We start from the raw sequence: 16,962 nt of genomic DNA, 5'->3' as shown, positions 1-16,962 counted from the left end.
ATCATCATTTTTACCTTTATAAGTAATGCTTGGAAGATTTTCTGTCTCTCCGTTTTCATTAGTCCAGTTTAAATTAATAGTAGCTGAAAGGTCATCTTGCGCTTTACTTTCAGTTAAAGCTTTAGCTGAAAGTGGAGTTGTACTAGCTAATTTGAGAGCTTGAGTTTGAATCTCTTGAGTTTCAATCCCCTTCTTATCAGAAGTTAAATCTTTGTGAGACTCAGATTTAACTTCTACTGGATTTGCCTTTTCAACTTTAGATTCACTAGTCTTATTTGCTTCACTCTTGTTTTCTAAGGAAGTCTTTTGTTCTTCTTTATTATCTGTTGCGGTAGAACCAACAGATTGGTCCTTCTTTTCTAATGATTCAGTCTTCTTATTATTAATTTCTTGAGTTGAGGTAGTTCTACCTTCCGTAGAACTCTTTGCTTCTGCAGGAGCTTGAGGTGTATGGCTAACTTCTACCCCCCAATTTGGTTTTGGGAATCTTCACTAGTAATAGCACCTGAAGCAGTAGTATCAGCGTAAGCAGTCTGACCTGCACCAAACAAGAATGTAGTACCCAGCAATACACTAGCAGTACCTACAGTTAACTTGCGAATTGAAAAACGTTGTTTTTCTTTAACGTCCCCTACGTCTAAATTGTGTAAGTCTCTTCTCATAACTATTTCTCCTTTTTAACTCCGTATGTATATCTGAACATAATATGTAATTACAGTTATTAACCATAAAAACACAAAAGAAGCTCTAGTTCTCCTATGTGAACTCAAAGCTTCTTATCTAAGTACATTATACAATGAACTACAGCTTCACAGTTCCATATATGCTCATTTATATCCTTAAATAGTGTTTTTGTTATTTTAATCCCCTACATATATTGTTACATAAGTACATTGACTATTGTATCATTGTTATTTTATAAATTAAATACCTTTTGTAATTTTATTTGCAAAAAAATAAGACTTTCTTTCTCCAGAAAGTCTTATCCTCAATATCTATTTCATTTTATTGCAATGCATCTGTTGCAAAAGATCTATTCTCAAGTGCCGTCAATAGCGCATCTGCAGTATCTAATGCCGTTAATAACGGTACATTTTGCTGAATAGCCATCTGTCTAATAATAAAGCCATCAGAATTCTTTTCAATATCATGACCCATTGTATTAATAACCAAGTCAATCTTATTGTTTCTCAATTCATTCAAGATGTTATCATCAGCTTGTTCATCTTCATGGACCTTAGTTACTAGATCTACATGTAAGTCGTTCTTTTTTAAGAAGTCAGCTGTACCCTTTGTTGCAAAGATACGATAACCAATTCTGGCAAAACGTTTAGCAATTGGCAAAATTTTATCCTTATCTCTATCTTCAATTGTAAGTAGTACATTACCATTTTCAGGTAGTTGCATCTTAGCTCCAGCAAAGGCCTTGTATAATGCCTTGGCAAAAGTATGGTCACTGCCCATTACTTCACCAGTTGACTTCATTTCTGGTCCTAAGTATGAGTCAACATCAGCTAATTTACTGAAACTGAAGACCGGTGCCTTAACCGAAATCATGTCTGGTTCTGATGCCAATCCATCACCATAACCTTGCTCCTTCAAGCTTTCACCCATAATTACTCTTGTAGCTACCTGTGCCATTTCAATTCCGGTAATCTTACTTAAGAACGGTACAGTTCTACTTGCACGTGGGTTTACTTCGATGACATAGACTTCACCGTCTCTAACAATAAATTGAATGTTCATAATTCCCACACAATTTAAAGTTAAGGCTAACTTCTTAGTCACTTCAGTAATCTTTTCTTTAATTTCATCAGTGAAAGTTTGTGGTGGATAAACTGCCATTGAGTCACCTGAGTGAACACCAGCATGTTCAATGTGCTCCATAATTCCTGGCAAGAGAACATCGTACCCGTCACTAATTGCATCAACATCACATTCACGGCCATCCAAGTAATCATCAACTAAGATTGGGTGATCTGCAGCAATATCAACGTGATCCTGCAAGTATTCTTCAAGTTCCTTCTTATTATAGACGATCTCCATTGCCTTGCCGCCTAAGACATAACTTGGACGAACCAAGACTGGATAACCCAGTTTTTCCGCAGCTTCAATAACTCCTTCATGTGTAGTTGCGGTTAACCCTTGAGGTTGGTTAAGCTTCAATTCCTTAATAATGTCATCGAACAACTTACGATCTTCTGCACGGTTAACATCCTTAACTGTGGTACCCAAGATCTTAACACCGTGTGCTTCAAGACCAGCAGCCAAGTTAATTGAAGTTTGACCACCGAATTGTACAATCACACCCTCCGGCTCTTCCAAATCGCAGACATTTAGGACATCTTCAAGCGTTAATGGTTCGAAGTAAAGCTTATCAGATACTGAAAAGTCAGTTGAAACAGTTTCTGGATTAGAGTTAATTACGATTGCTTCATAACCCATTTTTTGCAAAGCTTTGACGCAGTGTACAGTTGCATAGTCAAACTCTACCCCTTGACCTATTCTAATTGGACCAGAGCCAATAACAATAACCGACTTTTTACCTGATCGATGTGATTCATTTTCTGCATCGTAAGTTGAGTAGAAGTATGGCGTTTGTGATTCAAATTCAGCTGCACAGGTATCGACCATCTTATAAACCGGGATAATCCCATGTGCTTTTCTGAAGTCTCTTACTTCATCTGCAGTTTCACCCCATAAGTTGGCAATAGTTGGATCACTGAACCCATATTTCTTAGCTAAGCGCAAAATATCTACTTCATCTTTATTTTCTTTGAGCTCTTTTTCCATTTCAATCATGTGCTTAACGATATCTAAGAAGTAAAAATTAATCTTAGTTAATTCGTGCACATCTTCTAATGAATAGCCACGTCTAAATGCTTCTGCCAAATAGAATAAACGGTCGTCTTGGGCTTTAACCAATTTTTGTTCTAACTTATCATCGCTTGCTCGATGAGCTTCTTCAGAATAAAGATCCTTTTCATCAATTTCAAGTGATCTTACCGCCTTTTGCATTGCTTCTTCAGCTGTACGCCCAATGGCCATTACTTCACCAGTAGCCTTCATTTGTGTACCCAAAGTTCGATCGGCTTTTTGGAATTTATCAAATGGCCAGCGAGGAATCTTGCAGACGACATAATCTAATGCTGGTTCAAACTCTGCATAGGTAGTTCCAGTTACTGGATTCTTAATTTCATCAAGTGTCATCCCCACCGCAATCTTTGCAGCCATCTTAGCAATCGGATAACCTGTTGCCTTAGAAGCCAAAGCACTAGATCTGGATACTCTTGGGTTAACTTCAATTACGTCATAATCAAAGCTGTTAGGATCAAGGGCAAGTTGCACATTGCATCCCCCTTCAATCTTCAATGCTCTGATTAATTTCAACGAACAATCCCGCAACATTTGATATTCTTTATCTGACAAAGTTTGACTTGGTGAAAAGACGATAGAATCACCAGTATGAATACCAACCGGGTCAAAGTTTTCCATACAACAAACGATCATTGCATTATCATCATGATCGCGCATTACTTCAAACTCAATTTCTTTATAACCGGCAATTGATTTTTCAATCAAACATTCAGTTACTGGTGAAAGTTCCAAACCATTTTTAGCAATTTCAGCTAGTTCTTTGCGGTTATGACAGATACCACCACCGGTACCACCCATCGTGAAGGCCGGACGTACGATGATTGGATAACCAATTTCATCCCCAAATTCTACGGCAGCTTCAACTGTATTCACAGTCTTAGATGGTGGAACTGGTTCACCTAATTCTTTACATAAATTCTTAAATTGTTCACGATCTTCGGCTTGCTCAATTGACTTAAGCTTAGTTCCTAATAATTCGATGTTAAGTTCATCCAAAATGCCAGTCTTAGCCAAGGCTAAAGCCATATTTAAACCTACTTGACCGCCCAAGGTTGGTAAGATAGCGTCTGGATATTCTTGACGAATAATTCTTGAAATTGAATCAACAGTTAAAGGTTCAATATAAACCTTATCTGCAATAGTTGTATCCGTCATGATCGTAGCTGGGTTAGAGTTAACTAACACCACTTGATAACCTTCTTCTCGAAGAGCAAGACAAGCCTGGGTACCAGAATAGTCGAATTCCGCAGCCTGACCAATAATAATTGGACCAGAACCAATCACCATAATCTTATGAATATCTTTTCTCTTAGGCATGACGCTCTTCTTCCTTTCTTTGGTCAATCATTGACATAAAATCATCAAATAGTGAATCTTCATCGTGTGGTCCTGGAGTTGCATCCGGGTGAAATTGAACTGAAAAGGCTGGATATTTCTTATGACGCAATCCTTCAACGGTACCATCGTTTACTTCAACGTGGGTAATCATCAAATTATCTTTATCAATTGAATCGCCATCTACAGCATAACCGTGGTTTTGTGAAGTGAAACCAATATTACCAGTTGCGATTTCACGAACCGGATGATTGAAACCGCGGTGACCAAATTTCATCTTATAAGTTTTAGCACCGTTAGCCAGAGCAAATACTTGATGGCCCATACAAATACCAAATAGTGGGACATACTTTTCGACTTCTTGCACCATTTTTACAGCATCTTTCATTTCCTCTGGATCTCCTGGGCCGTTAGAAAGAAGCACACCATCTGGATGAAGTTCAAGAACTTCTTCAGTCGTTGCCGTATATGGCAAAACGATACAATTACAATCACGTTCAGCTAGTTCACGCAAGATACTATGCTTAATCCCAAAGTCAATCACAACGATGTTACGCTTAGAACCTGGAACTGGATATGGACTCTTAGTAGATACTCGACTAATTACACCTTGAGTAATCTTCTTCGTTTGCAAAATTTTAGCAATTTTTTCTGCATCGTTTTTAGAATTAGCAATCTTACCTCTCAAAGTTCCATGTACTCTAAGTTTTCTAACTAATTCACGAGTATCAATTCCTTGAATACCCGGGATATTTAATTGTTTTAAAAATTTCGGCAAAGTAGTTTGCATTCTCCAGCTATCTGGACGTCGAGCAACTTGATGACAGATTACTCCCTTAATTCTTGGTTCAAGAGATTCATAATCAGCTAAAGTAATGCCGTAATTACCAATCAATGGATTAGTAAAGACTAAAATTTGGTCTGCATAACTTTGATCAGTAATTGCTTCTTGATAGCCAGTCATCCCAGTCGTAAAAACAACTTCACCGCTTGTCTCACGGTCACTACCAAAGCCTTCACCGGCATAGATACTACCGTCTTCTAAAATTAAATAGCGCATTTACTTTGTCCCTCTCTGATATACAACTTTGCCATTAACCATGGTCATTACCGTCTCACCGTAGACCTTTTGCCCAGTAAACGGGGTATTAACACCCTTTGACTTGTAATCTTTTTCTTCAATTGTTGCTTCGTGCTCGATGTCAAAAATCGCAATGTCTGCATTTTTGCCTGGTTCAAGTACGCCTGCATCCTTTAAACCGAAAGCTTCAGCTGGCTTATCGCTAAGCCATGACAATAATTGTTCTAGCGTGAAGACCTTGTCTTTTTTAACAAATTTAGTATAAAGCGTACTAAAGGCTGTTTCACTACCGGTAATACCAAATGCAGCACCTTTCATTCCTCCTTGCTTTTCTTTTTTAGCATGAGGAGCATGATCGGTAGCGATTAGATCAATTGTGCCATCAAGTAACCCCACTAGTAAGGCTGCTTGATCTTCCTTATTTCTAAGCGGCGGATTCATCTTGTAGTAACCGTTGTCCTTAGGAATATCATCATCAGTCAAAAGAATATGGTGTGGGGCAACTTCACAAGTAACATTGATACCACGCGCTTTGGCCATACGTACTAGTTCAACACTGGTCTTAGTTGAGACATGGCAAATGTGATAATGGACACCAGTTTTTTGAGCTAAGAGTAAATCCCGAGCAATCTGGGTTGTTTCTGCTAATTCCGTTACAGGCGGAAGATTTAACTCTTCTGCCTTCTTTCCCTCATTTACAATACCGTGATTAAATAACGAATCATCTTGTGCATGAGTGGCAATAATCAAATTATTTGCTTTAGCTTTTTGCATTGCCAAATACATCGTTTGTGCAGTTTGTACACCATGACCGTCATTACTTAAGGCAAAAGCACCTGCTTTTTTTAAAGCTGCGTAATCTGGAATAATGTCAGTTGTTTCATCATTAGTAATTGGACCATATTGAAAAATGTGAACGATACCTTTTTCTTGGTTTTTTTAACCATCTTTTCCATTAATTCTGGCGTATTAGGCACAGGAGTAACGTTAGGCATGGCACCTACAGTGGTAAAGCCGCCGCGTGCTGCAGCTTCACTACCAGTTCGAATATCTTCTTTGTAAGTTTGACCTGGTTCACGATAGTGGACGTGAACGTCAACTAAACCAGGAGCAACTAATTTACCTGTTGCATCAAATTCCTTATCACCAGTTAAATTAGTGCCGATTACCTTAATTTTTTGATCTTCAATTAAAACATCTGCATGAATTAAGCGTCCATTTTGATAAACGGTACCGTTCTTAATTACTGTTTTCATTATTCAAGTCCTCCAAGCTTTCTTCCGCGTAATACTGCTTCAATCATAGCCATTCTCATAAAGACGCCATTTTGCATTTGACGAACAAACATACATTTCTTACTTTCAACCAAATTGCCGCTGAGTTCGACATCATGATTGATTGGGCCTGGATGCATGATAATCGTATCCGGCTTTAATTCCTCGTAGCGTTTATGATTAATACCGTATTTTTCGTGATATTCTTGAGCATCAAATGCTTTTTCATTAGGATCGTCTGCATGGCGTTCATGTTGTACTCTCAGCAGCATCATAACATCCATGTCAGGGATTAATTTATCTAATTCTTCAAACTTGCCATACTTGTCGAATTCCTTGTCGTACCAATAGCTTGGACCTGAGAAGTAAACTTTAGCACCTAATCTAGTTAAAAGTTCCATATCGCTTTTAGCTACTCTGGAATTAGTAATGTCGCCGACGATGGCTACCTTTAAATCTTTAAAATGACCGAAATGTTCATGGATCGTCATCATATCGAGCATACATTGACTCGGATGTTGGCCGCTACCATCACCTGCATTGATAATCCCCATATTTAAATGTTGATGTTCTTTTAAATCAATTAAATCGTTGTAGTATTCATTTCGTGAATGACGAATTACTTCAATATTTACGCCTAACGCATCCATGATTAAAGAAGTGTCATATAAAGTTTCACCTTTATTAACCGACGAGTGTGCAGGATCAAATGGAATAACTATTAAGCCTAACTTTCTTTCAGCCATTTCAAAACTAGTGTGTGTTCTACTAGAATCTTCAAAGAACATATTGGTAATATAAACCGGTGTAGTTAAGCGAGGGGTCGCACCGCCTTTTTTGAAGTATTCTGCTCTCTTAATTAAGGCTTCAACTTCTTCAACATCTAAATTTTCAACATTCACAAAATGTGGTAAACTGACAAGATTTAAATTTTCCATTTTTTATTCTTTCTAACAAAAAAGCCTGAAGCATTTAATTACTCCAGGCCTTTTTCCGTATTTTGGTATACGAAAAACTAAGCAACCTTTCTGGCCCTCTCTGGAGTCAATTAAATGGTTGGGTATTAAATTTTTTATTTTTACTTTGGTAAAGCCTTCAATTCGATTGAATCTTTACCATCCTTTTCAACTACATTAACAGCAACTTGCTCGTCAGAAGAAGTAGGGATATTCTTTCCGACAAAGTCCGCTCTAATTGGCAATTCACGATGCCCGCGGTCAACTAAAACTGCAACTCTGATTGAACTTGGTCGGCCAACATGCATTAAAGCGTCCATCGCAGCTCTAATCGTTCTACCGGTATAGATAACGTCATCAATTAAGACAACATGCTTGTTATCAATATTGATGCCAACGTTATCTGAGTTAATAACTGGATCTTGCTTAAGTGTTGCATCATGACGATCATCGCGGTAAAGGGTAATGTCTAGCTCACCGACTGGTACATCTACACCTTCAAGTTTCTGAATTCTGTCATGAATACGGTTAGCCAAATAAACGCCACGTGTCTTGATTCCTACTAATACTAAATTATCAGTTCCCTTATTTTGTTCGATAATTTCGTAAGTAATTCGAGTCAAGGCCCGTTTCATTGCTAATGCATCCCATAATTCTTTTGCCATTAAAGTTCCCTCCTAAATTCTTGCCCATGAAAAAAGCTCCCAGTCTACTTTGAGACTAGGAGCTTTCAGTAAAGTCAAAACTTTTATTTAAGCCTGCCTTGCTAGCCTCACGGGACTAATTTTAAAGGACATTCATTGCATTTAAAGTTACTGTAATCGGCAACGTTTGTCAAGTATTAATTAAATTTAACCTGACCAACTAAATCATTAATATCATCAATACCTAATTTTTCAAGTTCTGCTGGCAAACTATCTGCAATATGTTTAGAGGCGATACTATCATTAAAGTGTGCAGTCCCTACAGCTACTGCACTTGCACCAGCTAGCATGAACTTAATCACATCTTCGGCAGAACTAATCCCACCCATTCCGATAATTGGCAAGGTTACATTTTTGGTAAACTTGGGAAATCATTCTGATAGCAATTGGCTTAACTGCTTCACCAGAAAGTCCACCTACGTTGTGACCAAGTACCGGTCTTCTTGTTTGCACATCAATATCCATCCCTAAGACAGTATTAATCATAGATATGCCATCGGCACCACCCTTTTCTGCCGCTTGAGCAATTGCAACAATATCAGTTACGTTTGGCGTTAATTTTACGTAGATCGGCACATCAACCACGTCTTTAATTTTTTTAGTTAATTCTTCTACCACATCGGGATGCACCCCAAAACTCATACCACCTTGAGCTACATTAGGACAAGAAACATTAATTTCTAACGCATTAACTAAGTCGGAATCAGACAGTTTTTTAGCTACTTCAACATAGTCACTTTCGCTATCGCCGCCTACACTAGCCATTATTGGCAAATTGGGATATTGCTTTCTCAAAGGCACTAATTTTTCGCTAATTACTTGATCGACACCAGGGTTAGTCAAACCAACTGAATTTAAAACACCGTCATCTAAAACGGCAATCTGTGGTTGCGGATTACCGCTAGTTGCCTTAGGCGTAGTTGTCTTAATAACCATTGCTCCTAAATCATTTAAATCAAATTTCTTAGCAGCTGGCACATCACCAAAACCAAATGTGCCACTTGCTGGCATCACTGGGTTCTTTAGATCTAAGCCGGGTAATGTTATATGTGTATTTATCATAATTTTCCTCCAAAATGAATGCTCACGGACATTCGCTTATTTTTCAAAAAATGATTGTACACGCTTTTGCATTTTTTTCAAAGCAAAAAAATTATTTGTATTTCTAACTCGATGGTGTTAAACTTCACCTTGATCAAACTTTAAACGGTACAGAGAGACCGCAAGTTCACAATATTGGCTTAAATTTAGATAGTGAAAGTCTATACTTAGTGTCTCTCTGCGCTTGGTATAGACTTTTTTTGTGGAGGAAATATGGACAGACCCGTAATTGTTGCTCTAGATTTAGATAATGAAGAACAACTAAATAAGATCTTAAGTAAATTAGGCGACCCGCATGATGTTTTTGTCAAAGTTGGCATGGAACTTTTTTATAATGCAGGCATTGATGTAATCAAGAAGTTAACGCAGCAAGGCTATAAGATTTTCTTAGATTTAAAAATGCATGATATTCCAAATACTGTTTATAACGGAGCTAAAGCTTTAGCTAAACTTGGCATCACCTTTACAACGGTTCATGCACTTGGTGGTAGCCAAATGATTAAATCCGCCAAAGACGGTTTAATTGCCGGAACACCTGCTGGTCATAGTGTACCGAAATTACTTGCAGTTACTGAATTAACTTCGATCTCGGACGATGTTTTGAGAAATGAACAAAATTGCCGTTTGCCAATGGCTGAACAAGTATTGAGCTTAGCCAAGATGGCTAAGCATTCTGGAGCCGATGGGGTGATCTGCTCACCACTTGAAGTAAAAAAATTGCATGAGAATATCGGTGACGATTTCTTATATGTCACTCCAGGCATTCGTCCAGCTGGCAATGCTAAGGATGATCAATCCCGTGTGGCTACACCAAAGATGGCTAAAGAATGGGGCTCAAGCGCAATCGTGGTAGGTCGGCCCATTACTTTAGCAAGTGATCCCAAGGCAGCATATGAAGCAATTAAGAAGGAGTTTAACTAATGCATAAAGATCAAATTATTTCTAAACTTATCGAAGAAAAAATTATTACAATCTCACCAGACAAGCCATTTACTTACGCTAGTGGAATGCTTTCACCGATTTACACTGACTTGCGTCTGACAGTTTCTTATCCAGAATTACGCGATATGATTGCTAGTGACTTAGCTAATTTAATTGCTAAAGAATTTCCTGAAACAACCATTATTGGTGGTGTTGCTACAGCTGGCATCCCTCACGCTGCTTGGATTGCTGACAAGCTCCATTTGCCAATAATCTATGTACGTCCTAAGCCCAAAGATCACGGCAAGGGACGCCAAATCGAAGGTCGCTTTAATAAAAATGACAAGATTGTTTTAATCGATGATTTAATTACCACAGGTGGTTCAGTTTTAAATGCTGTTAAGGCTACTGAAAAAGATGGCGGCAATGTTATCGGTGTATCATCAATTTTTACCTACTACTTACCAGATGCAAAAGAAAACTTCACTAAGAGCGGTGTTAAATATGCGCCACTTCTTTCCTACCTAGAACTTCTTAAAAAAGAAAATGAATCAGGCCATATTTCAAGTAAACAATACGATGTATTGAAGACTTGGCACGAAGATCCATGGGCATGGGGCAAGAAGTTTGAAAAATAAAATTAATCCAATCTAAAAAGAAAGGTGAAATCTATGTTTGGTTTCACCTTTCTTTTTTCATCTAATAATTTAATACCAAGCTGGTTTATCGCCATCAGTATTTGGCTTGTTAAGTCCAATGTTACCACGGGCATCCTTACTTGGATCTTTAACCAAGTCATTGATGTAACTTGCTACACTCTTACGTGATACCTCAGTACCCTTAAATGCAGTATGTGCGCCACGAGTAACTTCATAATCTACTTCATCTTTATTAGTAAGCCATGCAGGACGAATAATTGTGTAGTCCAAATCACTAGCAGTAATCACATCGGCGGCAGCACGATAAGTGGTGAGATATGAACCTAAGATATTCTTGTTCCATTCACCAAACTTACCAGGAACTTCATCATATACACCTAATGAAGAAATCCAGATAAGACGCTTAATGCCATCTCGATCCATCGCCTTTACCACTGCTTTAGCTTGATCTTCAATGTTACCACCAGCTAAGTTAGCATATACAAGGTCGACGCCCTTAATAGCCGCAGCAACTTCATCTACTTTACTTGCATCCCCCACAATAATCTTTTCACGATTTTCATCGATTTCAGACTTGTCTAACTTGTTAGGATGACGCAAGAACAAGATCAATTCGTTATCTGCATCCTTTAAGAAAAATTCTTCTGCCAACTTAGCAATTTGTCCACTAGCACCTAATACAGCAATTTTAGTCATTTTTATTCTCCTTATTAAACCGATTATCAAAAAAACTAGCTATTTTTTAATCAGCCAAGAAGTAATTTAGCTGATTAGCGCGCAGTGCAAACTGGAATAATTTCTGTTAAAAACATCATATTCTCCTTTTATAAAAGCGTTTTCTAACTTACAAATACATAGTAACACTAACTATTTATTAGTCAATGTTTTTTGATAATTTGCTTAGCAAAATCTTATGTATATTTTTTATTGCCAAAATTAATTACGTATGATTTAATTTTAATATACATATAGGGAGTAACCGACAAATATACTTTGTATTTATGGCGTCATATCACGAAAGCAATTTCCGCTATAAATTTAAATGGTGAGACTATGCATAAACTATCTTAGTTTAGGCGTAGTCTCTTTTTTTGTTCGAAACTTGCCTAACTTATGGAGGGTCTTATGGAAAAACAGTATTATTTACAGACTAAAGATGAAGTTCTCAAAGAATTTCATACTTCTAGCGATGGTCTATCGACTAAACAAGCTGAAGAAAATTTAGCTAAATACGGCAAAAATGCCTTAGTCGAGGGGAAAAAGAAAACCACCTTCCAAGTCTTTTTAGAACAATTCAAAGACTTAATGGTGATTATTTTAATCATCGCTGCAGTTATTTCAGCCTTTACCGGTGAATTAGAAAGTACGCTGGTAATTATTGCTGTTTTAATTTTAAACGCAGTATTAGGAACTGTTCAGCACATTAAAGCTGAAAAATCACTCGAATCATTGAAGTCACTGTCTTCACCTAGTGCTAAAGTTTTGCGTAACGGTGAAAAGATCGAAATTGATTCTAAAGATGTCGTTCCTGGCGATATCATGCTTTTAGAAGCAGGTGATATGGTTACTGCCGATGGACGGATTTTAGATAACTTCTCTTTACAAGTAAATGAAAGTTCTTTAACTGGTGAATCAACCAATATCGACAAGGCTGATGTAGATTTTGATCATGAAATTCCTTTAGGCGATCGCCTTAATATGGTTTACTCTAGTTCATTAGTTACTTACGGTCGCGCCAACGTCTTAGTAACTAATACAGGAATGGATACTGAAATTGGTAAGATCGCTTCCTTAATGAATGAGACTAAGGAACGTCGTACACCTCTTCAAGTATCACTTGATAAATTCTCATCTAAGTTAGCCACTGCGATCTTGATTATTTGTGCACTTGTTCTTGGATTGCAAATTTGGCGCGGTCAACCTATTATGGATGCCTTGCTCTTTGCAGTAGCCCTTGCCGTGGCTGCAATACCTGAAGCATTAAGTTCAATTGTTACTATTGTGCAAGCAATGGGTACACAAAAGATGGCTAAAGAAAATGCCATTATTAAAAACCTAGCCGCCGTTGAATCATTAGGTTCAGTTTCTGTTATTTGTTCCGACAAAACCGGTACTTTAACTCAGAACAAGATGACCGTTGAAGAAATTTATATCGGTGGTGAAGTTTTAAAACCAAATCAACTTAACTTAGACAACCAACTCCACCGCTACCTCCTTTACGATGCAGTATTAAACAATGACTCAAGCCTAAAGGATGGCAAAAGTATTGGTGACCCTACAGAATCTGCCTTACTTGAAATGTACCGCCAAGTGCCCGGCATCGATTTAGGTAATAATCAACTTGGACTGTCTGAAAGTGACTTACGTGGTTTATTAACTCGTCAGCAGGAAGTACCATTTGATTCTGACCGAAAGTTAATGAGTACTAAGCACTTGATTCACACTGTACCAACTATTTTTGTTAAAGGTGCAATCGATGTCTTGCTTGATCGCTGCGACAATATCCGGATCGGTGACAATGTCCGTCCAATGACCACAGAAGACAAGAAGAAGATCTTGGCACAAAATGAACATTTTTCAGAAAATGGTTTACGAGTTTTAACCTTTGCCTACAAAGAAAAAGACGAAGACTTATCTCCTGAAACAGAAAATGGCTTTACTTTCATCGGTTTGGTTGCTGAAATGGATCCACCTAGAAAAGAAAGTGTTGAAGCAGTTGCCCGTGCTAAAAAGGCCGGCATCCGTACTGTCATGATTACTGGTGACCACAAGGTTACCGCTGTAGCAATCGCTAAGAAGATCGGTATCTTTACTGAAGGCGATATCGCCGTAACTGGATTAGAACTTGACAAGATGAGCGATGAAGAACTTGAACAAAAGATTGAAAAGATCGCTGTTTATGCTCGTGTATCGCCAGAAAACAAGATTCGGATTGTTAACGCATGGCAAAACAAAGATAAGATTGTTTCAATGACTGGTGACGGTGTTAACGACGCTCCAGCTTTAAAGAAAGCCGATATTGGTGTTGCAATGGGAATTACCGGTACAGAAGTATCTAAAGATGCGGCCAGCATGATTTTGGCTGATGACAACTTTGCCACAATTATTAAGGCAGTCGCAAATGGTCGTACCGTTTTTGAAAATATTAAAAATGCGATTATGTATCTGCTTTCCGGTAACTTATCTGCTATCATTACTGTGCTCTTTGCTTCAATTGGTGGTTTTTCCGTACCATTTATTGCAGTTCAGCTTTTGTTCATTAACTTAGTAACAGACTCGCTTCCAGCCTTAGCCATTGGTATGGAACCTGGTGCACCAGATGTTTTAGATAGAAAACCACGTGATCCTAAGGTAGGTATTTTAGACAGAAATTTAGTTACTAAAATAACTTTGCAAGGTATTATTATTTCTGTAGGTGTCATCACTGCTTTCATGATTGGACGCAATACCAGTCCTGCAGTTGCATGTACTATGGCTTTCTCCACTCTAACATTTGCTCGTTTGCTTCACGGTTTTAATTGCCGTTCACAACACAGTATTTTCAAGATTGGTTTTAAAAATAACTGGTACAGCTTAGCTGCTTTTGCTGTTGGAACATTATTGTTAGCTTTAATTCTTTTTGTTCCTGCATTGCACGTTTTATTCGCTGTAACTCCTTTGACTAACAGCCAATATCTCTGGATTTTACTTTTAGCACTTATGCCAACTATTCTTATTCAAATTGTTAAAATAGCTAACGAAAAAAGAAAATAATTTTTATATTGAAAACAACCCTGATTATGGGTTGTTTTTTTGTTAGTATATAAATTGTATACTATGTATGAGGATAAAAAACAATGATAAAAAGTGCTAAACAAATTCTGAGAAAACCATTTTCTAGTCAAATGTCTTATAGGCTATTTAGAGCCATTTCTGTTGGGTTAATAACCGGATTAATTGTCAGTATCTTTCGTTGGATTATTGACCATACAATGCAATTTCTTTACTTTATATATCCCAAAATGGTAGCTCAGCCTCTATGGCTTGTGCCATACGTCATCTTAATGATAATCATTTCACTTGTATTAGGGAAAATTACTAAACCATATCTTAGTGAAGTTATCGGTTCAGGTGTACCACAAGTTGAAGCTGTTTATTTAGGTGAAAATAAAATGCCTTGGTGGCCTATTCTTTGGCGTAAATTCGTGGGTGGTCTTTTGGCAATCTGTCCTGGATTAATGCTGGGTCGTGAAGGTCCATGTATTGAAATGGGTGCAATGATTGGACAAGGATTAGCCGAAAAAACATTTAAATTAGATTCTGAACAGTCAACCGAATTATTGGAATGTGGCGTAGCCGCAGGGCTTTCTGCTGCTTTTAGTGCTCCAATGGCTGGAGCAATGTTCTTAGTAGAAGAAATTTCTTTTAGCTTCAGACCCAAAAAAGTAGTAGCAGTTTTGGCTGCAAGCTTCTCCGCTGACTTTATGACAATTTTATTCTTTGGCAATAGACCTTGTTTATACCTACCTGTTCGTGGTTACTTTCCTATATATGCTTACTGGACATTACCACTAATCGGTATTTTACTTGGATTACTTGCCTATGTTTACCAATATGTATTACTCAGCTTAAAACCGTGGTTTAGCAAGATAAAAAAAATACCTGCTGCTTACCACAGTATTATTCCCTTTCTCTTGATTATTCCAATTGGTCTTTGGAATGCACAATTGCTTGGGGGCTCTCACGTTTTAATTACCGATTTATTTAATCACAAAGCTGATATGCAATTACTTCTTGGACCATGGAGTCTTGTATTAATTCCAATTATTTTATTTGGAGTTAGATTTGTATTTTCAATGCTATCTTATGGTTCATCAGTACCTGGTGGTATTTTTATGCCTATTCTAGTTCTAGGCGCATTATTAGGAATGATCTGTGCTAATGCAATGATTAAAACACATATTATTCCATCAATGTACTTCGTTCATGTTTTAGTTATTTCAATGGCTGCCTACTTTGGTGCAATCGAAAAAGCGCCATTTACCGCAATCATGCTTTTAACTGAAATGGTTGGTACTGTACAACAAACTTTGCCATTAATCATTGTAACGTTTGTTTCTTATTATGTTCTTGACTTACTCGGCGGTAAGCCTATCTATGAAGCACTGCGCTTGCAGATGAATTACAAAAAAATAAACAGTTAGAACCAAAAATATTATCTCAAGATTTTGAGATAATATTTTTTTGTTAAAACTAAATAATTAATTTAACTATTTTTATAAATAAGAAGTATATTTAATTCAACTTAAAGAAAGTAGATATATATATGAAAAAACATAAATTCTTAAAGAAAATAATCATTTTAACCATGTTACTAGGAGGCTTTGCCAATAGCGCACCAGTAATTACTTCCAGTTCAACGGCAGAAGCTGCAACTAAAGTTAAAACGAAAAAGAAGACAACCAAGAAATCAACTCAAAAGAAAACTAAGATAAAAGTTGATTCTAACCGAAAAAAGAAAAATAGAGCTGTCAAATTTGTCAAAAAGACAACTAAAAACCAAATTCCAACTGCCAGCATCTTTATCTATATCAACCAGAATGATCCTAATTATCAAACAGTTCAAGATGCAATCAAAGCTTGGAATGCCACAAAAGTAATCAAATTTAAGCAAGCTTTTAATTATCAAAAAGCTCAGATCATCGTAACTGCACATGACTACGGAGACACTTCTTGGGCAGGATTAACAGAAATACCTGACACACCACGTGGTTATCTTTACGGCTCAGTTGTTTATTTAAACAACTTTTACCTTCGTCAATCTACTCCTCAAGTTGCATTATCTGTAGCAGAACATGAACTGGGCCATGCAATCGGCTTGCAACACAATGATACTCAACCTTCAGTAATGAATTCTTCAGTTACTGAGCAAAATGCTTACACGATTCAACCATGCGATATCGCAGCCGTTAAAGCAATTTATAATGAAAAATAATTTTTAAAGTAAATGGACAATAATTGTCATCGATATTGATACAATTATTGCCCTTTTTTATTTTTTAGCCACAAAAAAAG

The 16,962-nt window shown here is 37.3% G+C and carries 11 protein-coding genes and 2 pseudogenes; 5 read left to right on the top strand and 8 right to left on the bottom strand.

Going from position 1 to position 16,962, the window contains the following annotated elements:
* Positions 1-461 precede the first annotated feature (461 nt).
* The 7 genes and pseudogenes from SO785_RS02010 to SO785_RS01980 all read right to left on the bottom strand — a co-directional run bounded on the left by SO785_RS02010 (position 462) and on the right by SO785_RS01980 (position 9,289).
* Complete coding sequence (locus tag SO785_RS02010; RefSeq protein WP_003548022.1) at positions 462-662, bottom strand: YSIRK-type signal peptide-containing protein; 201 nt, start codon at positions 660-662, stop codon at positions 462-464.
* Positions 663-1,005: 343 nt separating this feature from the next.
* Positions 1,006-4,194, bottom strand: coding sequence for a carbamoyl-phosphate synthase large subunit (gene carB, locus SO785_RS02005; protein ID WP_011254441.1), 3,189 nt, complete (start codon positions 4,192-4,194; stop codon positions 1,006-1,008).
* Positions 4,187-5,272 carry a glutamine-hydrolyzing carbamoyl-phosphate synthase small subunit gene (gene carA / locus SO785_RS02000; RefSeq protein WP_003548026.1) on the bottom strand — a complete coding sequence of 362 codons (1,086 nt, stop codon included), beginning with the start codon at positions 5,270-5,272 and terminating at the stop codon, positions 4,187-4,189. Before carA ends, carB begins: the two co-directional genes overlap by 8 nt.
* A pseudogene (locus SO785_RS01995) lies at positions 5,273-6,549 on the bottom strand (dihydroorotase). It abuts the gene before it with no gap.
* Positions 6,549-7,505, bottom strand: a complete 957-nt coding sequence (locus SO785_RS01990; RefSeq protein WP_003548032.1) for an aspartate carbamoyltransferase catalytic subunit — start codon at positions 7,503-7,505, stop codon at positions 6,549-6,551. The pseudogene SO785_RS01995 and the gene SO785_RS01990 overlap by 1 nt, the downstream one beginning before the upstream one ends.
* Before the next feature lie 140 nt (positions 7,506-7,645).
* Positions 7,646-8,188, bottom strand: a complete 543-nt coding sequence (gene pyrR, locus SO785_RS01985) for a bifunctional pyr operon transcriptional regulator/uracil phosphoribosyltransferase PyrR (RefSeq protein ID WP_003548034.1) — start codon at positions 8,186-8,188, stop codon at positions 7,646-7,648.
* A 176-nt stretch (positions 8,189-8,364) separates the two neighbouring features.
* Positions 8,365-9,289, bottom strand: a pseudogene (locus SO785_RS01980) (dihydroorotate dehydrogenase).
* Between the two features lie 252 nt (positions 9,290-9,541).
* Between SO785_RS01980 and pyrF the strand changes: the two are divergent.
* Together pyrF and pyrE are read left to right on the top strand one after the other, a co-directional pair.
* A complete protein-coding gene (pyrF, locus tag SO785_RS01975; RefSeq protein WP_003548039.1) occupies positions 9,542-10,249 on the top strand; it encodes an orotidine-5'-phosphate decarboxylase in 708 nt (235 codons plus the stop codon).
* Entirely contained in the window at positions 10,249-10,887 is a 639-nt protein-coding gene (gene pyrE, locus SO785_RS01970) for an orotate phosphoribosyltransferase (RefSeq protein WP_021874113.1), read from the top strand. Before pyrF ends, pyrE begins: the two co-directional genes overlap by 1 nt.
* A 69-nt stretch (positions 10,888-10,956) precedes the next feature.
* Here the strand turns inward: pyrE and SO785_RS01965 are convergent, their stop codons facing one another.
* Positions 10,957-11,604, bottom strand: coding sequence for an NAD(P)H-binding protein (locus tag SO785_RS01965; protein WP_011254444.1), 648 nt, complete (start codon positions 11,602-11,604; stop codon positions 10,957-10,959).
* A 417-nt stretch (positions 11,605-12,021) separates the two neighbouring features.
* On the opposite strand from SO785_RS01965, the gene SO785_RS01960 reads away from it, so the two are divergent.
* The 3 genes from SO785_RS01960 to SO785_RS01950 all read left to right on the top strand — a co-directional run bounded on the left by SO785_RS01960 (position 12,022) and on the right by SO785_RS01950 (position 16,882).
* Positions 12,022-14,661, top strand: coding sequence for a cation-translocating P-type ATPase (locus SO785_RS01960; RefSeq protein ID WP_003548042.1), 2,640 nt, complete (start codon positions 12,022-12,024; stop codon positions 14,659-14,661).
* Positions 14,662-14,744: 83 nt separating this feature from the next.
* Positions 14,745-16,091, top strand: a complete 1,347-nt coding sequence (locus tag SO785_RS01955; protein ID WP_011254446.1) for a ClC family H(+)/Cl(-) exchange transporter — start codon at positions 14,745-14,747, stop codon at positions 16,089-16,091.
* A gap of 122 nt (positions 16,092-16,213) precedes the next feature.
* Positions 16,214-16,882 (top strand): M57 family metalloprotease, encoded by a 669-nt coding sequence (locus SO785_RS01950; RefSeq protein WP_003548046.1) that lies wholly within the window; start codon positions 16,214-16,216, stop codon positions 16,880-16,882.
* Positions 16,883-16,962 lie beyond the last annotated feature (80 nt).

The organism is Lactobacillus acidophilus (assembly GCF_034298135.1).
Classification (GTDB): domain Bacteria; phylum Bacillota; class Bacilli; order Lactobacillales; family Lactobacillaceae; genus Lactobacillus; species Lactobacillus acidophilus.
This window is presented reverse-complemented; position numbering and strand designations above follow the sequence as displayed.